Raw genomic sequence first — 24,430 nt, 5'->3', positions numbered from 1 at the left:
AAATCTTACTTTGGTGTTTTTGAAAATAACAAAGCCCCCATCAACCATGATGGAGGCTCTTTATGAATGTTATTCTAAGGAAGTAATACTTTGTCAATTACATGTATTACACCATTGGTAGCTAATATATTAGCAGAAGTGATATTAGATGCACCACTCGAAGTACCATTCACTTTGGCACCACCCACTAAGTTAAACGTAAGTTTTGCACTGGCATTGGCTGTAGCTACCTCGCCACTTACATTGGGTAAATCTGTAGAAAATACCCTTCCAGGTACAACATGATATAACAAAACGTTGGTCAATAAAGTACGGTTGGCAGGGCTTAGCAAGGTTGCTTTTGGTACAGTTTTGTAAAGTTCAGTAAAAGCAGCGTTGGTTGGGGCAAATACCGTAAGGCCATTGGCTGAAGCCTGCGACAAAGCCGTTGCTACTGCTGGGTCGGCTGCTGTAACAAGACTAACCAACTCCGAGAAATTACTGTTTTCTGCGGCAATAGTTACCAGGTTTTTGGTAGGTGGTACAATCACGTTATCAATTACATGAACAACACCATTAGATGCCGTTACATCGGTTTGTACTACTTTAACAGTACCATTGATAAATACCCCATCGGTATTTTTAGAAATATAAATGGGACTATCGGTATTGAGAGTAGCCACTCTGCCCGATGTTACATCGGCCGCCATCACCTTACCCGAAACTACGTGGTTGGTAAGAATTTTGGTTAGGTCATCATTGCTGATTCCATCCAAACTCGTAATATTAGCCTTGGCAAAAGCAGCATTACTAGGAGCAAAAACGGTGAAAGGCCCACTTGCTTTCAAAGCACTTACTAAGTTGGCCTTAGTTAGAGCCGACACTAACGTACTAAATTGCGGATCTGCAATGGCAACATCTGTTACGTCTTTGGTCATAACAGTGTTGTTTTCGTCGTCGTTGCTGCAAGCAACAAGACCAAGAGCAACAAAACAAAAGAAGGCGAATCCTGTTTTTTTAAGAGATTTCATAAGCATTAAAGGTTTTTTGTTGATTTCTAAACACCTTTATAACTTTGGGTTTGGGCTATTGGATATACTTACTAGCGTGAAGCGTATAATTTGTAGCGTGAATAGCTGTTTTGTTGGAGTGAGTGATTGGTCATTGTATCCTTAAAAGTAATGAATAAGGAATCAAGCTTGAATAATTATCAGATTTTAAAGACTATTTACACAACTTATTGATTAGTTAGTACAAAAGTTTAAAAACCCAGTTATCTTGATTGGATAAAAAGTAACTTTAGAAGTTTATAACCTTTTCCTTTACCAATCTTATGAAAAAGAAAATAACCCTTTGGGCTATTACAATTATGCTCGTTAGTAGTGTCTTTTGTCTTAAAGCCCAGTCTGATGCTCCAAAAATATTGAAACACATAGTTACGATAACTTTCAAACAGGGAGCAACTTTGAAAGAAATCAAAGAAGTTGACCAATCTTTCAAAAACTTAGCCCTCAAAAGAAAAGAAGTAAAAGGCTATGAATGGGGAGTTGTGCCTATCAATCAACATAACAAAGAGATTAAGCATGTGTATGTATCCAGTTTTGTGTCTGAAAAAGAGTTGGCTCAATACGGTGCTTCGCCTGAGCATCAAAAACATATAAAACTAGGCGTTGCTATCATTAAAAGTGTTGACGCAGTAGACTTTTACACCGAAAAATAAGAATTGAATAAAAGTGTTTTGGGTGTCAACTATTGGTAAAACAGATTATTTATTGTGTTCTGAAAATTGATTTTTGAGGAAATACATTTAGGAGCTTTTTTCTTATTAGCTAGCGAATTTATTCACCAGCTAATAAGAAAAAACGTATTGAGGATATTAATGTATGTTCAAAAAAACAGATTCTAGGCATTGTTTTATTCTGACATAATATTGGTTTTAGCGTTTATGATACTATAATGTATTTTTCTCTGATTTTAAATTCTTCAATATCTATTAAAGTTTGGTATTTTCTGATTAAATCCTCGTCAAACTCATCGAGGTGATTGATTTTGTTGAGTAAAGTTCGCTGTTGTTCTAAGAGTTCAAGGTATATAAGTTGATTCTTTTTTAGTGCTAGGCCGTCGTAAGTATCTTTGGTTTCAATAGCTTGGCTCAAAACACCTAACTCGATGGTTAATCTTTCGTATAAATTTCTGACATGGCTATTTTGGAGACAATTTTTTCCATATTTTTTCTCCAAAAATTGTAGCGAGTTATTGGCCATTTTGTGCTGAATACTTACCTCCTGCTCTTGTTCGGGTACGGCTTTATCGATCAGCTTTAATTTCTTGATAAGCAAAGGAAGCGTTAGCCCCTGAAAAACCAAGGTGACAAGAATAACAACAAAGGTGATAAAAAGAATAATATTGCGACTTGGAAAAGCCTGACCTTCTTGCACAAATAGCGGAATAGAAAGAGCTGAAGCTAGCGACACTACGCCACGCATACCTGCCCAACCATGTATCAATGGGAGTTTCCAACCAGGGTTGGGGTCGGCTACAGTAATAAATCTACTCATAAAACGGGTAAAAAGTGATGCTCCCAAAGAACACACCAGTCGGGTAATAATAAGAACCAAGGAAATAATCAAGCTGTATCCAATGGCTTGTTCTAAACTAATACTGCCAAACTGCTGCACTACCGCAGGTAACTGAAGCCCTATAAGCAAGAAAACCAAGCCGTTGAGTACAAACACAAAATTGGTCCAAACATTTACACTCTGAACCCGACTAATATAAGTAAGCATTATTTGGCGTTTGCTCGATAAAAAAAGCCCACCACTCACTACTGCCAATACACCCGAAAAGTGAAAATGTTCGGCCACATTATACATGCAATAAGGTGTCACAAAAGTAAGGACTACCTCTATACTAGGCGTGGTAGGCATCCATCTATGAATAGCATAAAAAATTAAGCCCACCACCAAGCCAATCAATATACCCATAACAATTACCCCAAAAAAGCTATTGGCTGCTTCCTGAATATGAAATTGTCCTGTAATAATGGCCGCCAGTGCAAAGCGAAAAACTATCAATGATGAGGCATCGTTGAGTAGGCTTTCGCCTTCGGCAATACTTACTAGCGATTTGGGTACTTTTACCTGACGCATAATAGTGGTTGCCGATACCGCATCGGGTGGCGAAATAATACCTCCAAGCAAAAAACCAAGAGCCAACGTAAAATCGGGAATAATGGCTTGTGCTACCAGTGCTATAACACATGATGTAATAATAACTACAGGAAAAGCAAAGCTTGTGATAGCTCGTCGCCATTTCCAAAATTCTTTCCATGAAACCTGCCACGCAGCTTCGTAGAGCAAAGGAGGTAGAAAAATAAAAAAAACTAATTCGGGGTCAATCGTAATATTGGCAAACCGATTAACCAAACTGAGAACCAGCCCTCCCAACACCAAAACAATAGGATATGCTATGCGTAGTTTGTTGGCTAGCATCACCAATGCCAAAATGATCAAAATGAGATATACGTATTCGATAAATAAACTTTGCATAAAATAAGGGTTCGTTTTTCTTATACTAGGAATTAGATAGGTAGTTACTTGAACTACAATTCAGAGATTGAGGTATACCTCGATGGGTATTTTGTAGAATACAACAAATTAGGGTATTAAGGTTGTATTTACAAAGCTTAAATCAATTTACTTTAATAAATATTGGACTATACACAACAAATTTGATAGTGAGAAAGGCTAAAAGTGATAGGGAGATATGTGTATAAAAATGACTTTTGATAAATTAAAATGCCCATTACATGAAATAATTATTTCTTATGTGGTCTGTGATAAATTAAATAAAAAACTTTATATATTTATATAAATATCTATGCGTACTTTTTGAATAATACCCTATTACAATTTTATAATTAACTACAACTTTAATAACATGCTTTGGAAAATTTGTCAACGCCTAAATTACTTAGATAAACTTATCAAACAAAAAGCTACAGGAACTCCTAAAGAGCTTGCCCAAAAATTGGGTATCACTGAACGAGCATGGTATAAATTCCGTGATGAATTAGTCAATGATTTGCACCTCCCTATTGACTACTGCCCATATACCCGAAGTTATGTTTATACCGAAGAGGGATCTTTTGAAATAGGCTTCCGTAAACTCTCCAAACAAGAAACCGCTAATTTGAATGGTGGTAGAACATCCTCGGTAATTTATTTTAGAAATTTTTTTTCACTGAACTTTTAATTCAGTGAGAGTTTCGTTTTTGCAGGAAAATCGAATCAATGAAAACGGCATTTTTCAGTATGCTCCCTGCGTGGGGGCATTTAAACCCAACTATAAAATTAGCCCAATGCTTACAGAAATTAGGCTATCGCTGTGTTTTTGCCTCAACGCCTGAATTTAGAGAGGTCATCATCAAAAATGGCTTTGAGTTAGTATTATCTCAAAGTAAACCTTTTGGGCTTGGTTTAGAGGATATGCAATATGAAAATACCAGTAGCCCCTATTTGGAAAGTCTATTGGATAGATTTCAAGATTTGAGTTATAATGAACGCAAGAAAGATTATGAGAAATGGTTAAACAAATATCAGCCTGACCTAATTTTGGTTGATTCTTTTTATAGCACAGACTTTATTCTAATAGAATCACTCATTAGACAAAGTGTCATTAAATTAGTTTTTGTCCAAACTATGCTTTCGCCTTATAATGACGGTTTTACACCACCTTTGAATACTTTTATTTTGCCTGATAATGCCAATAAAGTAAAGATAGCATGGCAAAAAATGAAGATAAAACGTGCCTTATCACAAAGCTTTGATTTGATTCGTTTTTTAGGGTTGAGTAATTCATTACTTATCAAACGAAAATTCAAGCAGAATCATATTTTAAAAAAATATGCTATCATTGATGATAAAGTATTTCATGTAGGGTTTCAAAGTATTGAAGAATGGGTTTTAGCACCTCAGGAAATAGAATTTTTGGGCAAACCAAAAAATACTAATCAGCACTATTTAGGCTTAATGACCGACACCCAAAAACAAATACTTCCTGATAATTTACAAAATTTTGTAAACAACGCTAAAAGCCAAAATAAAAAGATTATTTACGCATCATTAGGTACTTTACATAATGTACATACGAAGGGTAAATCAGCACATTTTTTCGAGAAATTATGCTCTATTTTTGAAAAAGATAACAATTGTTATTTGATATTATCCGTTGGGAAAGAATTAAAAAACAACCTCAAAACAGCCTCAAAACATATAAAAATTTTAGAAACCGTACCACAAAGAGGCTTATTAAAAGAAGTGAATGTTTTTATAACGCATGGAGGTTTAAATTCTGTTTTGGAAAGTGCCTACGCTGGCGTACCAATGTTGCTTGTACCACTTAATAATAAATGGGATCAGAATGGCAATACTGCACGAGTAGTTTATCATGGTTTGGGTATAAAGGCAAAGCTAAAGGATAGTAAGAAAGCCATTGAGAACACGATTAATGAGTTATTAAACAACCCCATTTATCAACAGAAAACACAAATATTCAGTGAAGTATTATATGAGAAATATAGTAATGAAAGTTTTTTAGAAGATTTTTTCTCCACTGAACTTTTAGTTCAGTAGCATCCTGTAAGTTTACGATACCTTGTGATATTGCAAGGCTATTCTTAAAAAATAGTAATTATGAAAAAATTAGAGACATTGAACATTGAGCATTTACATGGAGGAAGTGATAGGTGCAGTTTAGTAATGGGAATGGTTGTGGGTTCTGCAGGTATTATTCTGGCAAATTCTTGGAATCCAATAGGTTGGGCTTTGGGAGGAGTTGTTGGAACTGTCGGTTTAGCTGGTGCGTATTTTTGTAAATAATATAACAATTGAAAATCATGAAAAAAATAGAAAATCTTGAAAGAATCAATGGTGGGGGATGGGGGTGCTTTTTTGCTGGTCTTGGATGCGGTGCAGCCGTTGGTGCTACAATTGCAGTTGGCTGGACTCCAGCGGTTATAATCCCTGGCTTGCGGGCTGTCGCAGCTTGCGGTGCCGCAGTCTATGTTTGCGGATAATTTTACTATGCTGAGGTTGTATAGGAGATTAAATTAAATAATTTTCCCAAAATCATTTAATTTTTACGCTGAAGTATAAAATTTGATAATATAGGATTCTAAGTAAATATATTTAGAATAAAATATTTAAGCGAAAAATATTTCGACTTTCTGTATAATCTCAGCATAAACTTATGAAACTCAGAATTAAACTAAACATGTTATTTCGGAGCTTAAAAAAAAGCAATGTGTCTTACGTTGATATATATTAAAAAAACACTCAAATACTTTTGTTCATTCTTTTTTCTTTTTCAATGTTTTCAAAATCAATTTAAAACAATTCACATAAATACTGTCATACCATGTTACTCAAAATTTTAAACATCATAGCATTGATATTCTCTATTATACTCATACTAACAATCATGGGCTTCTTGAAATTTCCAAAAGAATTTGTTATTGTATTTATATTGATTTCAGTAATACCTTCATTTTATACCTTAATACAACTATTAAATGGAAATATAAAAAAATGAATTATATGTGTATATGAAAAATTTATTTGCAGTACTCAAAAAAAATATAACTCCCCGATATTCAATGATTTATTTACGTACTCTTAAAAATAGATATATATACATTGGTTTAATTATTTATTCATGGATGTTAACATTTGCGATAAATTTTTTTTTACTTTCTAATACACTCTATTATAACTCTTTATCTGAACAGTTAACTATTGAAAAAATTGAAAATATTATTGAACAGTCTCATAAATGGGCATGGATATCATACTTATGTCTGGCTTTTATTTATTTAATTAAATTTACACTTGTTACCCTTATTTTACAAACAGGCTTCTTTTTCTTTGACCGTAAAGTAGGTTTTTCAATACTATTTAAAGCAGTCATGCTGGCAGAAATTCCTTTTTTGGTTGTTCCTGTTATTAAACTATTTTGGTTTTTATTTATCCAAACGCACTATACTTTAAACGATTTACAATATTTTTTTCCTCTTTCAGCTTTACAATTATTTGATGTCAAAAGTCTGTCTACTTGGCAAATATATCCACTTCAATTATTCAACGTTTTTGAATTGATTTACTGGGTATTGTTGGCTTACTGGCTCAAAAAACTCCTTAATATTTCTCTCAATAAAAGTATGGAAGTGGTGGCTTCTAGTTATGGTACTGGGCTTTTGCTTTGGGTAGTATTCATAACATTTCTGAGCATAAATATAGCCCCCTAACAGAAACGTTTGATCGCCCCGAGGGGGAATATTTAAGTACGTTTTTTTTAAATACATATACCATAGAATGAATTTCTACCTTATGAAAAAACTATTATTATTTGGTCTGATATTATCCATTTTGTCAATAATGACTTATTTTGGCTATCAATCTTATCAAAAAATTAAGGCTAAAAATGAATTTGTAGAGCAAATAAAACGCCAACCTTCGCCTTCAACTTTTCAATGGATAGGAGAAAAACCAAGCATAAATGAGTTTTCAACGATTGTACTTTTCTTCCACCCAGAATGTCAGCATTGCCAATATGAAGCAAAAACTATTACGGAAAAACAAAAAGAATTTGTGGGTGTAAATTTATGGTGGATTTCTTTTGCGGATAGTTCCTCAATCAAAACATTTGGTAAAAAATATGCCTTAGAAACACATCCCCACTCATATTTAGCATATCTCGAAGCTGAAAAAGTAACCCAAGTATTTGGCTCAATTTCAATACCTCATATTTTTATTTATGACCATGAATATACATTACAAAAGGAATTTAAAGGTGAAACAAAAGTGGAAGCACTCTTGAAATATGTCAAAACTAAACAAAAGCGATAAATTATATAAAAGTTAATTCAGGTTCTCATCTTTCTTATTGGTGTGGATTTTACCCTTCTTTTTGCCTAAATTTATGAAAAATAATTTTTCTACAAACTCATCTTATATAATCAAAAGATTTGTGCTTCAACAAGACGAATCCGATTGTGGCGTAGCTTGTCTTTTATCCATTATTCACTATCACGGAGGCGAAAGTAGCCTTGAACGCTTGCGTGAATCAAGTGGTACGAGTATTCAAGGGACAAGCCTTTTAGGTCTACAACAATCAGCCAATAGTCTGAATTTTCAAGCAGAGGCATTTGAAGTAGATGACCTTGGGGTTTTCAAAAAAGAAGCGACTTTTCCTTGTATTCTGCACGTTGTAATTGATGAAAAATTAGAACATTATGTGGTTTGCTTTGAGGCATTAGCCAATGGGGATTTTATTATTGGCGACCCAGCCAGAGGCATTGAAACATGGAGCGAAGAAGAATTATTATATCGTTGGAAAACAAGGGCAGTTTTGATTTTGAATCCTACAGAATCCTTTGAGAAAGTCCCCCAAAATAATCATAAAAAAATTGTATGGTTCAAAGATTTATTACGAGAAGATGCTCCTATGCTTTCAATTGCCGTAGTCTTAGGGATTGTTTTAGCAGCTTTGGGTATGACTACTGCTATCTTTAGTCAGAAATTATTAGATGAAATTCTACCCAAACACCAAATCCAACGTTTATGGTTAGGGATGGGCTTATTGTGTATTTTATTATTGGCAAGGGCAGGGTTGAGTTATTTGAGAGGTTTCTTTTTACTTCGTCAAAGTAGAGATTTTAATAATCGTTTGATGGATGATTTTTATGATAAACTCTTACGTCTTCCCAAGTCATTTTTTGATACTCGCAAAACGGGTGAAATCGTCGCAAGACTCAACGATACCCGCCGAATCCAACACGTTATTAGTTATCTCACAGGCAATGTTGTGATAGATGTATTGGTTCTATTAGTTTCAGCAGTTTACATTTTCAATTATTCCATAACGGTTGGTTTGCTGTCTTTGTTGAGTTTGCCATTATTTGGCTTTTTGATATGGAAATACAATGATGGAATCATCAAACATCAAAAAGACGTAATGAGTCAATATGCTAGTACGGAAAGCCATTTTGTGGATGCAATCACAGGGATTTCTGTCATTAAGGCAGTGAATAAAGAATCATTGTTTGGGCAAATTGGAAAGGTTTATTATCAATTTTTTCAACAAAAAGTTTATGACTTAGGTACATTAGGCAATCGCTACGGACTTTGGAATGAGGTTTTAAATACACTATTAATTACTGTTATTTTATCTGTTTCGTCATTTGCAGTGCTACATAAAGATATCAAAATTGGTGAAATGATGGCAATAATCTCCATTGCATCGGGTATGATTGGGTCAGTTGGGAGACTGACAACAACGAATATACAACTCCAAGAAGCCAAAGTTGCTTTTGAAAGAATGTATGAATTTGCGAGTATTAAACCGGAAAATAATAAAGAAAAGAAGTGGAATATTACAAAGTTGAAATATGTTAATTCTTTAAAAATCAATAACTTATCTTTTCGTTTTGTAGGGAGAAGTCAATTGCTAAAAAACGTTTCACTTTCGGTTGGTAAAGGCAAAATGGTCGTATTATTAGGGGAAGTGGGTTCTGGAAAAAGTATATTATTACAGATTCTACAAAAATTTCAGAATTATGAAGCGGGCGAAATAATTATCAATGATAATTTACCATTCAATGATATAGCCCCAGATGTTTGGCGTGGAAAGATAGGCGTTGTTCCGCAAGATGTTAAGATTTTCAATGGAACATTAATTGATAACATCATATTAGGCGATGTAATAACCGAAGGAGAAAAAGCCGTAGAGTTTTGTAAATCAATTGGTTTAGATACAATATTTGACAATTTTCCACAAAACTATTTAACAATCGTAGGTGAAGAAGGTATCAATCTTTCAGGAGGGCAAAAACAATTAGTCGCTTTGGCAAGAGCTTTATATAGTCAGCCAAGTATATTATTACTTGATGAAGCCACTTCTGCAATGGATGGTCAAACAGAACAATTTGTGCTTGATTTACTCAGAAAATTGAAATCTGAAATAGGGATTTTAATGGTTACTCACCGTAATAGTATCGCCGAGAAAGCAGATAATGTTTTTATTTTAGAAAAGGGTATTACATATGAGATGAACATTGTTAATACTCAGATTAGTTACACTTGATAAATGAGAATACATTGTTTTTGGGGATAGTTCTTGAAAAGTATTGATAGAAAAAACTAAGTATCTGAAATATTATATTTTGTGGTTTCGAATTATAGAAACCAATTCTTAGTATTAAAAAATTAGAAAATATCCTTGACATTGTCAATAATGGCTTTACCTCAGTATGGAATCAGTGAGTTTGATGCCATGACTGTTTAAAGTAGAATGCTTCAACATCAGAATTATATGAGAATTTAAAGCTATTAGGACATTCATATTTAGAAAGCTTAAGTCTATAATGGGGTTTCACGGGTATTTTTAATTAGCTATGATCAGGTATAAGTATTTAAAATAAATCGATATTATTAAATGTGTCTATTATTATAATTTTATGGAGAGAACAGTGACATTCAGATGGCATAAACGTAAATACTGTCATCCCATGCTACTCAAAATTTTAAACATCATAGCATTGATATTCTCTATTATACTCATACTAACAATCATGGGTTTCTTAACGTTTCCAAAAGAATTAGTTATTGTATTTATATTAATTTCAGTAATACCTTCATTTTATACCTTAATACAATTATTAAATAGAGATATAAAAAAATGAATTATAGGTGTATATGAAAAACTTATTTGCAACATTCAAACAACTATAATCCACATATATTCATTGATATTAACATTTGTGATAAATCTCTTTTACTTTCTAATACGCTCTATTATAGTTTTTATCTGAATAGTTAATAGTAGAAAAAAGGGATAATATTATTGAACAGTCTCATCAATGGGCATGAATATCATACTTATGTCTGGCTTTTATTTAATTAAATTTTTCTTGTTACTCTTGTTCTACAAACAGGCTTCTTTTTCTTTGACCGTAAAGTAGTTTTTTCAATACTATTTAAAGCAGTCATGCTGGCAGAAATTCCTTTTTTGGTTGCTTGCCTACAAATATATCCACTTCAATTATTCAACGTTTTTGAATTGATTTACTGGGTATTGTTGGCTTACTGGCTCAAAAAACTCCTTAATATTTCCCTCAATAAAAGTATGGAAGTGGTGGTTACAAACCTGTGGATTTTTCCATTGCTTCGGTGTAGCGACTGCCCACAATTTTGACCTGTGTCGAAGCTCTTTCTATTTCTTGTAGTTCAGCAGGCGTAAATTGAATAGTGGCTGCACCATTATTTTCTGTCAAGCGATGTACTTTAGTTGTTCCTGGAATAGGCACAATCCAAGGTTTTTGAGCCAACACCCAAGCCAAGGCTATTTGTGCATTTGTTGCGTTTTTTTCTAGTGCAAATCGCTCGATAATAGCTAAAAGAGCCTTGTTGGCATTGCGAGCCTCTTCGGTGTATCGTGGCAATACATTGCGAATATCGCCGTCGGCAAACTGTGTATTAACATCAATTTTTCCTGTCAAAAAGCCTTTTCCCAGAGGGCTATAAGCCACCAATCCAATTTTTAATGCTTCGATAGTAGGAAGAATCTCTTTTTCGTGTTGGCGTGTCCAGAGCGAGTATTCACTTTGCAAAGCTACAACAGGTTGTATAGCATGAGCTTTACGAATGGTATTTGCTCCTGCTTCTGAAAGCCCAAAGTGTTTTACTTTCCCTTCCTGAATAAGGTCTTTTACTGCCCCTGCCACGTCTTCAATGGGTACGTTGGGGTCTACTCGGTGCTGATAAAACAAGTCGATAACCTCTACATTTAGCCTTTTTAGGGATTCTTCAGCTACTTGTTTGATATGCTCAGGGCGGCTGTTTACACCAATATATTTGTTTTGTACACGGTCGATTTCAAATCCAAATTTTGTAGCAATCACAACCTCATCTTTGAAAGGAGCTAAGGCTTCGCCCAATAACTTTTCGTTAGTAAAAGGGCCATATACTTCGGCGGTATCAAAAAAAGTAACTCCCTGCTCTACTGCCGAGCGAATTACTTTTATCATATCATCTTTGTCGCCTGCTGGGCCGTAGCCAAAGCTCATTCCCATACAACCTAATCCTATAGCTGATACTTCTAGGCTATTGCCTAATTTACGCTTTTCCATGTTTATAACGATAATTAAATATGATAATTCACTTACAAAAATCAAATACTTCTAAATTTTGAAGGACTCACGGTTGTATGCTTCTTAAAGAAATTATTAAAATGTGTAACTTCTGTAAATCCTAAAGCATCGGCAATTTCTGCAATATTCCAATTGCTATGTTTTAGCAATACTTTCGATTCTTGCAAAATCCTTTCCGCAATGAGCTGAGAGGTGGTTTTTTGAGTGATTTCTTTTACAGCTTTATTGAGGTGATTGACATGAATATTGAGCTGGTTGGCAAAATCAGAGGCTGCCCTAATACCAATGGTTGGATGGCTTTCATCGATAGGGAATTGGCGTTCAAGCAGTTCCAAAAACAAAGTAGCTATTCGTTGTGAAGCATTGATATGCTGCTTGTCGAATTGAGCAGAGGGCTGCATTTTCATGGCAAAGTGTAGTAACTCAAAAACAAGGTTGCGAAGCACATCATATTTATGAATATAATCGGAGTTAATTTCTTCAAAAATTCGCTCATAAATATGGGTAATTGCTATTACTTGTTGGTCGTTGAGTTCAAAAATATGAATACCATTAGGCTGAAAAACTTGATACTGAGACAAATTACCAAACTGATGAAAAAAATGCTGATTAAAAATACAAAAGAATCCTTCTCGGATATTGTCTAAATGTTCCCATTTGTAAGGAATATGAGGGTTTGAAAAGGAAAGGGCTTGTTTTTGAACTTCCATGACCTTATCGGCATAGTGAACTTTACTATGGCCTTTTACCAGCATAATTTTATAGAAATCTCGCCTCTTATAAGGAATAGGTTGCGGTTTATTCTTAGTAAAAGGGTCTAAGCGAAATACATTAAAATGCCCAATTTCGCCTCGAATATTATCGGGTATCCAATCGAATTTTTTCTGGTAGAAGTCGGCAAGAGTTTCTGCTTTTTCCATAGTTGCTCAACAAATAGGATTGAAGGCTATTTCTAGCTTTTTTATAAAGAATAGCGTATTTTATTTCTCGCAAAAGTAGAAGAATAACCGACGTATTTTGAACAAAAATCAAACTATTACTTACGAAAATCAAATAATTACTAATCAATCAACTTGGAAGATAGGGCGGATAGCTGAGAGGCTATTTTTTGTAGATAAATAGAACAATGGCATTTAAGGGAAGTATTGGCTGTAATTGCCAGATACATCAAAACATGCTTTGGACTAGAGAAAATATGCTGAAATAGTTTTGGTGAGCGAAACCCTAAGAAATACAGCGTTTTAGCTTGTTTTTCAACAATAAATTTTTGTAATGAGTTTTCCTATTAGCTAGCCAACAGGTATGCTAACCAATAGGAAAATCTCAAAAAGTAAAATAGCTATTATCTGTGGGTTAAATATGGAGCTTCACAGAGAAAAATGGTAAAAACTCGTGAAGTACTCCATGTCATAAAATATACCCTAATCAGACCTTTGATGAGTTTTGACCAACTATTTATTAATTTTTCCTTCGAGCATTTTGATAAAATACCCTCCTACTACCGAACGTGCCTGAAAACCCACTTGTTTGCTAGTAGTAGTTTCGTGCCAGTCTGTCAATGGGACTCTCGATGGTGTTTCATTGGCAAATTTCCAAATAGGCTTAATCAATGCCTCAAAATCTTGCTGGTTGTCGGCCATAGTAGCTGTCCAAACAATCCAGTCTGACTTTGTATAGGTTTTTCTTGAATCAAGCGGTAATCCGTAGGTTTGTTGTTGGGTCAAATAATAATCTATTTCTTTTTTCATAACCGAAGCAGGAAATAGATTCAATCCCAAAAGTTTGTCCCATACAAGATTATATTTCTGAGACCAAGTATCTTTTTTATCGAAAGTCAAGGCATAATGAGAACCTGCTTGTGCCATCTCTTGCCATTTGTTGGCGTATTCTTTGGCAATTTGGCTGTATTTTGTAGCGGTTTGGGTATCGCCCATCAAGGCTGCCATTTTGCCATAGCTTGCTATAGCCACAATAGCCTTAGCCGAAAGGTTGATATTGCGAGCCAAATGCCCCGCAAAGTCGTCGGTACACAGTTGATTGGCTGGGTCAAAGCCATTTTCTACAAGGTATTTTACCCAAGTAGTAAGGGTTGGCCAGTGTTTTTTTGCAAAATCAGCATTACCATCTTTCTGACAAACGGCAGCCGCCAAAATCACCATATTGCCACACTCTTCTACGGGCATATCTTCGCCATAGGTTTGTCCATTGGCCAAAGGGTACGTTCCTACGTCATGAGCAGCAAAAGGTTTTCCCCACTTGCCCGATTCTGAATACTCAAAAATAAACTCTAAGAGTCCTTTCATCAGGGTATTGTTGTACAACAAAAACATCGGAGCAGATGGATAGGTAACATCTACAGTACCTATAGAGCCATTGGAAAAGTTTTCTTTTGAAAAGAACAAAAGCGTACCATCGCCACGGTCAACGGCTTTGTGTGCTGCAATTGCCTGACGATAAGCTAATTCACACAAGTTGGCATATTCTTTTCCTCCTGCTTTTTGGGCATCTTGATATAGTTGTGTGTCAAATTGAGCCGTTTTATTCATCAGTCTAGTATAGTTGTTTTCGGCTTCATCCAACATTTTTTGAACAGTCATCGACGGGTTTCTTCGCCACCAAGCACGAAGATTTTTACCAAAATACTGTACCGAATAAATATCGTCATAAGCCAAAATTAAGTGTTTTTGTGAGGCTTTAGTACCGACATTGCCCAAATTAAGGGTACTTTTCATGACTCTGTCGTTGCTATTACCTACTGCCAGTGTAACTTCTTTGCCTGCCAAATAGGCATACCCCCAGTCGATACGGAGGTCATCGCCTTTCTTTCCCAAAATTTTCTGGCTTTTAGACCCTGCCGACACCAATTGTAGACCTTTTGGGGTATTGGCTTGTACTTGGGTAATTACCTCCTGAGTAGGCATATTTACGGCTAGGTCGGCCGATACCTCAAACTTTACCTTTACGCTGTGCGAGCGGTTATCTTGTGATTTTGCTTCAAAAGTAATATACGAAGCAGGACGTGCTAATACCTCTAGTTCGTCCATCAACAAGGGCGATGTAAATATCACTTTTAGCTCGACTCCGTTAGCCAAAAAAGTATAATGCGTATTGGTTGCTTTGACCGATACTTGTGTTTGTTGAGCGTTTGCTATGGTATTTTTAGCAGGAATTTCTTCTACCATTCCTACGTCGATATAGCCACCACCTTGGGGATTTTTACAGTGTACCGCAAGGGTATTGAGGCCTTTTTTTAGAGATTTTTGAGCTTCTGGAGAAAGTTTGTAGCTTTCGTATCCAGCAATATAGCATGGGCCACAACTGTAAGCTAATACGCCGTTGAGGTAAACATCTACGTCGTCGTCGTTGCTGACTTGTAGACGGATATTTTCGGGAGAAAAATTACTGAGTGTAATCGTACGACGATACCAAATATCTTTGGTTTTCCAAGCTGTATTTGGGCGTATGGGGTTACTACCTGCCCCGTCGCCAAACGGTGCTTTGCCAATAGCCCATTGGCTATCGTCAAACTGCTCTTTTTCCCAACCAGTACTAGGGGTATTGAAGGTATACTTGGCCGAGTATTCTTTCTCTAAAGCTGTTGGAATTAAGGTTTTATATTGGATTTGTGGCATTCCTAAAAACTGAAATGCTTTGCCGTCGACCTCAACAATACCCTGTAAAGAATGGTTTTTGCCTGTCCAGTGGCGTGTTACCGATTGATTAGCTTGGTCTGAAAACGACCAAATACTAAAGTATGGGTCGTTGGTAATCAATGGATAGGCTGGTGGACGTAATTGTTGTGCTTGTGCTGATATGGCAAAAAGACTACAAAATGCCATGATTATTTTTTTCATACGAGACAAAGAGTATTGATATGGATGAGATTCTTTTTGTATTTATTAAGTGTTTGATAATCAGTGATTAATTAGCTTTTCAAGATACCTTTGTTGGCTGAGTTACTCAGGTATTCGTTTATTAATCAACTTGGTATAGCCTTTCTTAGATGACTATACCAAGAAATATAGTAAAGTCAATAAATTTTGCTTTTCATAGTAATAGCGTCGAGAGTACATGGGAACTAAAAGATTAAGAACTACACGCTTTTGGGTACATAGCATTGTCAATGTTTTTCTGTTTGGAAAAATCTATAGAGGATATTTGTGCAATAAACCCCTCAAAATCCTTTCATATTAAAAATCCAGAGATTTGAAATCTAGCTATTTCTTGATAATTAATTACTTATTCTAATAGGCTTTTGTAATTCAGCACTTCTATTACCCTGAAAACTGTAGACAACGTCATTTACGAATGGGTAAAATTATTGCTAACCAACAGTAGGAATATATTGAAGAAAATTGGGTATAAATTATTTTGTAACTTATTGTAAATGAGTGGTCTATTTTTGTTTCGTAATTACTGAGGTACAGCTAATTTTGTAATTGTACTAACAGGTGTGCCAAAATTAGGCATACCGTTTTTGTCCCAAGTAAATTTTTGAGCTCTTGGCGAACGATGCCCCCCACAGCCTTGTCCTGCTTCTGGATTGGCATGGTACAAAATCCAGTCTTCTTTACCATTAGGGGATTTAAAAAAGGAATTATGCCCGGGAGCAAACACCTTATTTTCAGTAGATTGCTTGAATACAGGCTTGGGCGATTTTTTCCAACTGGTAGGCTTCATCAAATCTGCCGAAGCATTGGCAGTAAGCATTCCTAAAGCGTAAAAGTCTGTCCAGCAGCCACTTGCTGAGTAAATAATGAATATTTTATTGCCATGTTTCAAAAACTGAGGGCCTTCATTGACATTTACGTGTGGTGGGTTGTTGGCATCGTGCAAGTCGCCATGCTTTTCCCAGTCAAAATCCGACCCTGAGAGTTTAACTCTTTCACTAGCAATTGTCCAAGGATTAGACATTTTAGCAATATAAATATTTTGTTGCTCGTTGATGTCGCCTTCCCAACCCGACCAAATCATATATAGCTGTTTGTTATGCTCAAAAACATCACCATCAATAGCCCATTTATCATTTTTGTCAGCAACTTTCCCTTTGAATACCCATTCACCCTGCATAGGGTCGGGCGAGGCATTTTCTATGACATACATTCTGTGGTTTTCGTTTTTGCCATCGTCAGCCGCAAAATACATATACCATTTGCCTTGAATATAGTGTATTTCAGGAGCCCAAATATTCTTAGCGTATGGCGTTCCTTGTGGTGGAGTCCAGATGGTTTTGCTTGGAGCAGCCTTTAAATCAGCTAGATTTTGGGTTTTCCATAGCATCAATCTATTGCCAACAGTATGGGTATAGTAGTAATAGCCATCTTTAAAAAAACTGTAAGGGTCTGCTCCTGCTGGTAATAATGGATTGGTTAATTGTTGGGCAATACTGGTATAACTCAAAAGCAAGAGAGCAATAAATAATATCGGTTGTTTGAACATGGTATCTTTCAGATTGAGTGTTTTAGCGAATGAATAGGCAAGTGAATTGCAATTTAGCGGGTTGGTCATCAGTATTACGAGTAGCTTTGCCCCTTTAGACTTACAATAATCTGTTATGAAAACATAACTCGTACGTAATTATTTCGCCTCAACACGCATCACTTGTCATCCCTCCTACTTATTGTTATCTATTGAAGCATTTTACGAATCAAGTTTACTTCTTCGATATTGTAGGGTGTACCGTCGCTTCTAAAAATGTCATGAAACCAAACAGGTGGCTCGGCTGTATATTGTTTCGTCCAGCTATCCCAAGGATAAATCGTTTGTGTTTTACCTTCTACAAAACCCCAGTTCATCATGGCTACATGGTGCTTTTGAGCTACAGGCAACGAGCTTCTGAAGGTGCTTCCGTTGGGGCGAGCCATATATTCTGTACATAACAATGGTTTGCCATAGCGTTCAAGCTGTGTGATTTTTTGTTCGAGGACTTCAGCTTTGTCATAATTATGAAAAGAAATAACATCTGATTGCTCTAATTGCAGTTTTTCAATGGCTTTTAACTTGCTATCGCTCGACCAGTCGCCTGCCCAAATACCCGAAGTGATAGGTTGGATAGGATTTGCCGAACGTGTCCATACAAAAACGTCGGCTAACAAACGAGTTACAATTTCAACTTTGTTTTTTAATTCTACTTTTTCATAAGAAGCCCCCGTTAGGTTATCGGGTTCGTTCCAGACATCCCAGCCCAAAATACGTTCGTCGTGGGCAAAATGCCCAACAGTACCTTTTACGTATTGTTCTAATCGTGGAAATTGTGTAGAATCTTGTAAAGTTTTGTAGCCGGGGCTTTGTACCCATCCCGAATTATGTACAAACGGTTTGGGGCTGCGTTGTTTGCCCAATAGAGGAAAAGGGTCCCAGCATGAGTCAAACAAAACGAATAGCGGCTTGATATGATGACGTTCGGCAATCTGAAGGAAAGTATCCATTCTTTTCAAAAAGCCTACCGAGTCTTGTTGATATAGTAAATCATGCAAAAATACACGCATAGTATTCATTCCTAGCGACTCGGCTAGCCCAAGTTCTTTGTTGATATTGAGGGTATCGAAGCTGTCGGCTTGCCACATTTCTAGTTGGTTGATGGCTGTTTTAGGAATATAATTAGCCCCAACAAGCCAGCTCTGTTTTTGGTACCATTGGTTGGCCTCTTCTTTCGACCATATTTGGCGAATTTTCTGAGGTTTTTGGCAAGCTACTAAGCCCATAGCCATCAATAAGATGCTTAGGTAGAGATACGTTTTTTTCATTATAAAAAATGTCTTTAAAATACTTTTATAAAAATATTCTTATAAATAATAGAACAAAGTAAATAGTAATTCTTTGATTGTTTTGTTCAATTATTAGTCAAAACGTCTCAAAAAGGTAGAATTTGTATCAAAATAGGCTATTGGGGCGAATTTTGTGTACATGATGATGGTCAAAACAACCACCAAACATTGGTGGTTGAGTATGGAGTATAAAGAAAAAAGGTAGCCTTATCGACTACCTTTTTTGCATCACCTTCAAATTCATTAACCAGTAGAATGGTGTATTTTACTTTCATTTTCGTAAAAACAAAGTCCATAAAAGTGCATAAAACTTGCAGTACATTATGGCTTAATAACCAGGGTTTTGTTTGTACAAACCATTGGTAAAAGTAATTTCTGCTTGTGGTATAGGCAGATATTCGTCTCTACCTGCCGTAAATTTGGCTGTTGCCAAGTAAGTTCTTTTGGTTTTTTCGACATTGATATAGGCATTCAGTGTTGGCTCGGCAATACCCCAACGTACCAAATCAAAGAAACGAGCTCCTTCTGTAGCAAACTCCAAGCGACGTTCCCACTGTAAAGCCTTTCTGGCAAAGTCTTGTGTCCAGCCTGTGCTACCATATTCATTTACTAGGTATTTCGAGGCAAAAGTACCATCCGCTTTTTTTAATCGACCTGTACTTTCAGAAGCTCTTTTTCTGATTTGGTTAATCAGAGGCAAAGCCTTTTCGGGCTGTCCAAGTTCTATATAAGCTTCGGCCTGAATCAACAAAATATCATCATAGCGAAGAATATCGTAGTTTTTGGCTGTTCCCATAAAGGGGCCTAATTTAAAATACGAACCACTTGTGGCTAATTGTTGAAAGCGCATCGAGTGGAAATTGCCATATACCCCAGCATCACGCACCCAGCTATTACTAAAAGGTTTAGTGTTGTCGTATTTGTAAGGGTGGCCGTCTATTCCGACAGTGTGGTCAAGGCGTGGGTCTACAGTAGCGGTATTCAAATCTATGTTTCCGTTGTTGAAAGTAGCAAATTTGGGTAAGCCATTTTCGTCGGTAGCATGAGCATTTACCAAGTTTTGGCTTGGGGCATGAAAACCACAACAGCCATATTGAGGGGCACCATGAGGGTAATTGAGGCCATCTTCAAAACTCAAACGGCCTGCAGTTGTACCATCGTTGATAGTAAATTGAATAGCAAAAATAGATTCGGGACCATTTTCTGTTTCGGGTAAAAAGTTATCGGCAATATCTTTGCTCAAACTATATTTACCAGACGAAATAACGGCCTGAGTAAGATTCACTACCTCTTGCAACCTTGTTTTGTTGATATTGATTACTTTATGGTTGGCATCTTGCTCATAAGCTTGGTACAATTTTAGTTTGGCCAAATATGCCTGAGCTGCTACTTTGTTGGCTCTTCCTATTTCGGCCTGATTTACGGGGAGATTATCTACTGCAAATTGAAAATCAGCCGCAATTTTATTCCACGATTCGTCATTAGAAAGGGTATTTGATACCTTTAAAATTTCTTCTTCGGTGGCTGTTTCGTCAAAAATAGGAATGTTTTTATACAAAAGCTTCATCGTAAAATAACTATGAGCCCGCAGAAAACGCAATTCGGCCAAGCGAGTTTTCTTATTAGGAAAATTGGCTTCTGAAAGGGTATTTACAGCACGCAAAGCCACATTACATCTTGAAATAGATTTGAAAAGGTTTTGCCAAGTACGTGTTACAAACGAGCCCATAGTAGGAGTTACTAAGTTGTAGTGCTCAAGGGCATCTACTTCGCCAACGTCGCCAGTACCGCCACCGCCTTTGTAGGCATCGTCCGAGCGAACACTTCCATACGCCCAATTGCTATAAATAGGGCCAATCATATCGCCATTGCCAATGGCTGCATAAGCGGCAGTTACTAGGCCATCAATGGCCGTTGGTGAAGTTAGGTCTGAGGAAGACAATACACCTGTAGGGGTATAATCGAGTGCCTCTTTGCAAGAATCTAATGTTAATAATCCTGCAACTAGCATGAGTGAAAATATCTTATGTTTCATTTTTTTAGAATCGAAGTTGGAAAAGTTAATTCAATGGCTTGTTATGTACCTGCGACCAGTTTTTGTGGATTGCCTAAAAAGATGCGTTTATACCAAACGTAAAAGTTTTTGGAATCGGAACAGGGTCTAGATCGATACGCTCAGGGTCGGGGCTTTGGTAGCTACTGCTTTTGAGCCAAAATAAGTTTTCGGCCATGGCAAAAACACGAATTCGCGAGAATACCGCCTTTGGCTGAATCGTATAGCCTAATTGAATATTACGCATTTTGAAATACGAGGTATTTACAATAAAATAGTCGGAAGTACGGCCTTCGTTGTTGTTATCTTTTAGTGTTAGGGCTGGTACTCTTGTATTTGGATTTTGTGGAGTCCATCCATTAAATACCCCAGGGCCTACATTTTCTCTACCTTTCATGAGGTTGTTGAACAAGGTATATACATCAAAGCCTGTTCTGCCCGCTACGCCCGAACCAAATAAGGCCAAGTCCCATTTTTTGTACGACACATCTATTCTTAAACCATACTCAAGAGCAGGAAGGGTTGTACCCAACCAAGTTCTATCAAGGTCATCTATTTTACCATCGTTGTTGGTATCAACATAGCGGATTCGGCCTGGCCCTGCTCCTACCTGAGTGGGTGCAGCATCTACTTCGGCTTGCGATTGGAAAAGGCCATTGGTTTTGTAACCAAAAATATCAAATTGCGAATGCCCTATAATGGTATTGATGAGGTTTCCTGCATAGGCTGGACGAACATTTTCTGGCAATTCAGTGATTTTGTCTCTAAAATGAGCAAAGTTGGCTGTTACATTATATTTGAGCCCATTGTCAGTATCGCCATGATAGCCCAGTACCAATTCCCAACCTTTATTGGATTTTGAAGCACCATTTACGGCTTTTGATTGTCCTTCACCTAGTGCCGATGCTACTGGAGGTGTAATCAAAATACCAGTGGTATTGCGGGTAAAGTAGTCGAATGAACCAAAGATTTTGTTATTCAAAAAAGCAAAGTCTACCCCTGCATTGATTTCTTCGGTACTTTCCCATTTTAGGGCTGAGTTGGCAGCTTGTGTTTGTACAAAACCCGACGGTAATGTACCTGTATTAGCTCCTGACAGTGAATAAGCTGTACCTATATTCATGTATTGCTCCCAAAAACCACCTCCCAACTGTGCTTGTGTAGTACCATATCGGGTATCGAATAGCCCAAAACGTGCTAAGTCACCAATTTGCTGGTTTCCTACTCGGCCTACCCCAACTCTTGCTTTTAATTCAGAGAACACTTTGCTGTCTTTCATAAAATTTTCTCGGTCGAGTTTCCAACCAAACGAAGCTGCTGGAAATATACCATATTGGTTATCGGCACCAAATCTTGACGAACCATCACGGCGAATCGTAAGAGCCGCCAAATATTTGTCAGAAAGGTTGTAATCAACCCTAGCAAATTGTGAATACAAGCGGTGTCCTGTAGAACCACCCGAAACAGTGGTATTACCTGTACCTGCATTAAGGGTAAAATAATCTTCTGTTTGAAGAGCGTAGCCTTCTTTTTTGGTGGTTTGAAAATCTAAATCTGTTTTTATATACTCTGTTCCTACCAAAAACTTAAAGTGATGAATATCGCTCAAATCCCAGTTATATCGAAGGGTATTTGACCAAGTTACGCTCAAAAAATGGTTTTGATCAAACTGTAAGCTGTTGGTGGTACGGTTGAAAGCTCCTTCCGAGAAAGTCGGTGTAATGACTTTGTTTAAAAATCGTGCATCGTCGGCACCAATATTGGTTTTGAAAAACAAGTTTTTGATAGGTTGTACTTCAATAAATACGTTTCCAAAAGTACTCAAGCGATTGGCATTGTTCCATTTTGCCAAATCTTGCATGTGCAAAGGGTTATTTCTGTCTGAATACCCAGCACCCGACGCACCAGCATACGTAATGCCATCTTTTTGGTAAACTGGAATTGTTGGAGCTAATGTTACAGCCAAAAAGGTTGTTGTAGCACCCCCCAAATCTCTAGCGGTTAGGGTTTCGTCAGAATTGGCTACCCTTAAACTAAGGCCAATTTTGAGCTTGTCGTCAAATGCACGTGTAATGGCATTGATGCTTCCGCTCAAACGCTCGTAGCCAGTAAAACGCAACATCCCTGTATTTTTGAGTTGTCCAAAGTTTACCTCAATTGACGAAGTTTTGTTACCTGTCGAAATCGTAAAATCATTGCGGGTTACAATACCTGTTTTGTACATAACATCTTGCCAATTGGTATCGCCTACAGGAGTGTTAGGGTCGCCACCAACAAAGGGCTTTACCGAAATACCATTGAGTACAGGATTGCTAAAGTTTTTGTTCCAGTCAAAATTATAGATTTCGCCATAGCCTGCTGCTGGGTCTTGCCCGTCGTTGATAGATGCTTGCCAAAGGGCTTTTCCCCTGTCTACAGCATTGAGCATTTTCAAACGCATAGATTTTTCTGACTGAATCGACACACTGCTATTGTACTGAAATTCTATTTTTCCGTTGGTATTCCCGCCATTTTTGGTGGTAACAATAATTACCCCATTCGATGCACGAGCACCATAAATAGATTCGGCCGAAGCGTCTTTCAATACTTGTACCGACTCAATATTGGATGGGCTAATATTTTGAAATACTTCAGGACGAGTAGTTGGAATACCGTCGATAATATAGAGTGGGTCGTTGTTGCCCAAAGTATTAGCTCCACGAATCAAAATACGGCTATTTGAGCCATTAGGCGAGCCGTCCTTTTCGATGTACAAGCCAGCAACACGCCCTTGCAAGGACTGCATCGGGTTGCCCGAACTAATATTTTTGAGGGGTTTCATATCTACTACCGCTACCGACCCCGTCAAATCTTGTTTACGAGAAGAGGTATAACCTACTACTACTACCTCGCTCAATTCTTTTCCAGCTTTTAGGGCTATTACAATATTACTTTGTCCTGCTATAGGTACTTCTTGGGTAGTATATCCTACAAAAGATACCGTCAATGAAGTAGCATTTTCGGGTAAATTGAGCGAAAACGTACCTTCGGAATTGGTGGTTGCCCCTTTCGACGTACCAGTAATCTGTACGTTTGCCCCAATTAGTAATTCATTTGTTTCGGCAGCTACAACCTTGCCTGTAATGGTTCGTTGCTGTGCAAAGGTTACTTGCACAGTGGCAAGCAAGGCACAGGTGAGCATGAATAATAAAGTTTTTCTCATTATTTTTGGATATTAGGTTAAAAATGGTTTTTAATTGGTACTTTTTATTTGTGTGGCGATTCGGTTGAATCGACGGGTATTGGTATGATTGGGAGTTAATAGACAAAATTGTTGTAGCTGTTGACAAATGGCCATCATAATAGTTATTATAATGTGATTAAACCTCCGTAGTAGTTGGTTCGATACGAAGGTATGTGTGTATGAGAAAGTAAGTATAATTAGAT

Annotated in this window: 16 protein-coding genes; 7 read left to right on the top strand and 9 right to left on the bottom strand. The window is 36.8% G+C overall.

Features of this window, described 5'->3' with window-relative positions; genetic code table 11:
• Positions 1-74: 74 nt before the first annotated feature.
• Positions 75-1,010 carry a fasciclin domain-containing protein gene (locus FLEMA_RS0100450; RefSeq protein WP_026993752.1) on the bottom strand — a complete coding sequence of 312 codons (936 nt, stop codon included), beginning with the start codon at positions 1,008-1,010 and terminating at the stop codon, positions 75-77.
• A 302-nt stretch (positions 1,011-1,312) separates the two neighbouring features.
• On the opposite strand from FLEMA_RS0100450, the gene FLEMA_RS0100445 reads away from it, so the two are divergent.
• Positions 1,313-1,699: a Dabb family protein gene (locus FLEMA_RS0100445; protein WP_026993751.1), complete on the top strand. Its 387-nt coding sequence runs from the start codon at positions 1,313-1,315 to the stop codon at positions 1,697-1,699.
• 223 nt (positions 1,700-1,922) lie between these two features.
• Here the strand turns inward: FLEMA_RS0100445 and FLEMA_RS0100440 are convergent, their stop codons facing one another.
• On the bottom strand, positions 1,923-3,527 hold the full coding sequence (locus FLEMA_RS0100440; protein WP_026993750.1) for a Na+/H+ antiporter: 1,605 nt from the start codon (positions 3,525-3,527) through the stop codon (positions 1,923-1,925).
• A gap of 391 nt (positions 3,528-3,918) precedes the next feature.
• On the opposite strand from FLEMA_RS0100440, the gene FLEMA_RS67050 reads away from it, so the two are divergent.
• From FLEMA_RS67050 to FLEMA_RS67045, 6 genes are all read left to right on the top strand, one after another.
• The gene (locus FLEMA_RS67050) at positions 3,919-4,233 is read left to right on the top strand and encodes a hypothetical protein (protein ID WP_052353889.1); all 315 of its coding nucleotides are present in this window, start codon (positions 3,919-3,921) and stop codon (positions 4,231-4,233) included.
• A 38-nt stretch (positions 4,234-4,271) separates the two neighbouring features.
• A complete protein-coding gene (locus tag FLEMA_RS0100430) occupies positions 4,272-5,612 on the top strand; it encodes a glycosyltransferase (protein ID WP_026993749.1) in 1,341 nt (446 codons plus the stop codon).
• 60 nt (positions 5,613-5,672) lie between these two features.
• Positions 5,673-5,858 (top strand): hypothetical protein, encoded by a 186-nt coding sequence (locus tag FLEMA_RS0100425; protein WP_026993748.1) that lies wholly within the window; start codon positions 5,673-5,675, stop codon positions 5,856-5,858.
• A 725-nt stretch (positions 5,859-6,583) separates the two neighbouring features.
• On the top strand, positions 6,584-7,282 hold the full coding sequence (locus tag FLEMA_RS0100415) for a hypothetical protein (protein ID WP_052353888.1): 699 nt from the start codon (positions 6,584-6,586) through the stop codon (positions 7,280-7,282).
• 82 nt (positions 7,283-7,364) lie between these two features.
• Complete coding sequence (locus FLEMA_RS0100410) at positions 7,365-7,883, top strand: TlpA family protein disulfide reductase (RefSeq protein ID WP_159102642.1); 519 nt, start codon at positions 7,365-7,367, stop codon at positions 7,881-7,883.
• 73 nt (positions 7,884-7,956) lie between these two features.
• On the top strand, positions 7,957-10,119 hold the full coding sequence (locus FLEMA_RS67045) for a peptidase domain-containing ABC transporter (RefSeq protein ID WP_044170322.1): 2,163 nt from the start codon (positions 7,957-7,959) through the stop codon (positions 10,117-10,119).
• Positions 10,120-11,173: 1,054 nt separating this feature from the next.
• On the opposite strand, the gene FLEMA_RS0100400 is transcribed toward FLEMA_RS67045, so the two are convergent.
• From FLEMA_RS0100400 to FLEMA_RS0100365, 7 genes are all read right to left on the bottom strand, one after another.
• On the bottom strand, positions 11,174-12,163 hold the full coding sequence (locus tag FLEMA_RS0100400) for an aldo/keto reductase (protein ID WP_026993744.1): 990 nt from the start codon (positions 12,161-12,163) through the stop codon (positions 11,174-11,176).
• 41 nt (positions 12,164-12,204) lie between these two features.
• Complete coding sequence (locus FLEMA_RS0100395) at positions 12,205-13,104, bottom strand: helix-turn-helix domain-containing protein (protein ID WP_026993743.1); 900 nt, start codon at positions 13,102-13,104, stop codon at positions 12,205-12,207.
• 531 nt (positions 13,105-13,635) lie between these two features.
• On the bottom strand, positions 13,636-16,038 hold the full coding sequence (locus FLEMA_RS0100390; protein ID WP_044170320.1) for a glutaminase family protein: 2,403 nt from the start codon (positions 16,036-16,038) through the stop codon (positions 13,636-13,638).
• A 559-nt stretch (positions 16,039-16,597) separates the two neighbouring features.
• On the bottom strand, positions 16,598-17,623 hold the full coding sequence (locus FLEMA_RS0100385; protein ID WP_026993741.1) for a glycoside hydrolase family 43 protein: 1,026 nt from the start codon (positions 17,621-17,623) through the stop codon (positions 16,598-16,600).
• Between the two features lie 188 nt (positions 17,624-17,811).
• Positions 17,812-18,930: a glycoside hydrolase 5 family protein gene (locus FLEMA_RS0100380; protein WP_026993740.1), complete on the bottom strand. Its 1,119-nt coding sequence runs from the start codon at positions 18,928-18,930 to the stop codon at positions 17,812-17,814.
• A gap of 349 nt (positions 18,931-19,279) precedes the next feature.
• On the bottom strand, positions 19,280-20,986 hold the full coding sequence (locus FLEMA_RS0100370) for a RagB/SusD family nutrient uptake outer membrane protein (protein WP_026993739.1): 1,707 nt from the start codon (positions 20,984-20,986) through the stop codon (positions 19,280-19,282).
• Positions 20,987-21,059: 73 nt separating this feature from the next.
• Complete coding sequence (locus FLEMA_RS0100365) at positions 21,060-24,206, bottom strand: SusC/RagA family TonB-linked outer membrane protein (RefSeq protein WP_026993738.1); 3,147 nt, start codon at positions 24,204-24,206, stop codon at positions 21,060-21,062.
• Positions 24,207-24,430 lie beyond the last annotated feature (224 nt).

The organism is Flectobacillus major DSM 103, assembly GCF_000427405.1.
Classification (GTDB): Bacteria; Bacteroidota; Bacteroidia; order Cytophagales; family Spirosomataceae; genus Flectobacillus; species Flectobacillus major.
Note: the sequence above shows the minus strand (reverse complement) of the source record. Positions and strands in the feature narration are given on the sequence as shown.

Coding starts and splice junctions, on each gene's coding strand:
- FLEMA_RS0100415 (WP_052353888.1), top strand. CDS start 6,584: ATGAAAAATTTATTTGCAGTACTCAAAAAAAATATAACTCCCCGATAT.
- FLEMA_RS0100425 (WP_026993748.1), top strand. CDS start 5,673: ATGAAAAAATTAGAGACATTGAACATTGAGCATTTACATGGAGGAAGT.
- FLEMA_RS67045 (WP_044170322.1), top strand. CDS start 7,957: ATGAAAAATAATTTTTCTACAAACTCATCTTATATAATCAAAAGATTT.
- FLEMA_RS67050 (WP_052353889.1), top strand. CDS start 3,919: ATGCTTTGGAAAATTTGTCAACGCCTAAATTACTTAGATAAACTTATC.
- FLEMA_RS0100445 (WP_026993751.1), top strand. CDS start 1,313: ATGAAAAAGAAAATAACCCTTTGGGCTATTACAATTATGCTCGTTAGT.
- FLEMA_RS0100365 (WP_026993738.1), bottom strand. CDS start 24,206: ATGAGAAAAACTTTATTATTCATGCTCACCTGTGCCTTGCTTGCCACT.
- FLEMA_RS0100400 (WP_026993744.1), bottom strand. CDS start 12,163: ATGGAAAAGCGTAAATTAGGCAATAGCCTAGAAGTATCAGCTATAGGA.
- FLEMA_RS0100380 (WP_026993740.1), bottom strand. CDS start 18,930: ATGAAAAAAACGTATCTCTACCTAAGCATCTTATTGATGGCTATGGGC.
- FLEMA_RS0100390 (WP_044170320.1), bottom strand. CDS start 16,038: ATGAAAAAAATAATCATGGCATTTTGTAGTCTTTTTGCCATATCAGCA.
- FLEMA_RS0100440 (WP_026993750.1), bottom strand. CDS start 3,527: ATGCAAAGTTTATTTATCGAATACGTATATCTCATTTTGATCATTTTG.
- FLEMA_RS0100395 (WP_026993743.1), bottom strand. CDS start 13,104: ATGGAAAAAGCAGAAACTCTTGCCGACTTCTACCAGAAAAAATTCGAT.
- FLEMA_RS0100410 (WP_159102642.1), top strand. CDS start 7,365: ATGAAAAAACTATTATTATTTGGTCTGATATTATCCATTTTGTCAATA.
- FLEMA_RS0100450 (WP_026993752.1), bottom strand. CDS start 1,010: ATGAAATCTCTTAAAAAAACAGGATTCGCCTTCTTTTGTTTTGTTGCT.
- FLEMA_RS0100430 (WP_026993749.1), top strand. CDS start 4,272: ATGAAAACGGCATTTTTCAGTATGCTCCCTGCGTGGGGGCATTTAAAC.
- FLEMA_RS0100385 (WP_026993741.1), bottom strand. CDS start 17,623: ATGTTCAAACAACCGATATTATTTATTGCTCTCTTGCTTTTGAGTTAT.
- FLEMA_RS0100370 (WP_026993739.1), bottom strand. CDS start 20,986: ATGAAACATAAGATATTTTCACTCATGCTAGTTGCAGGATTATTAACA.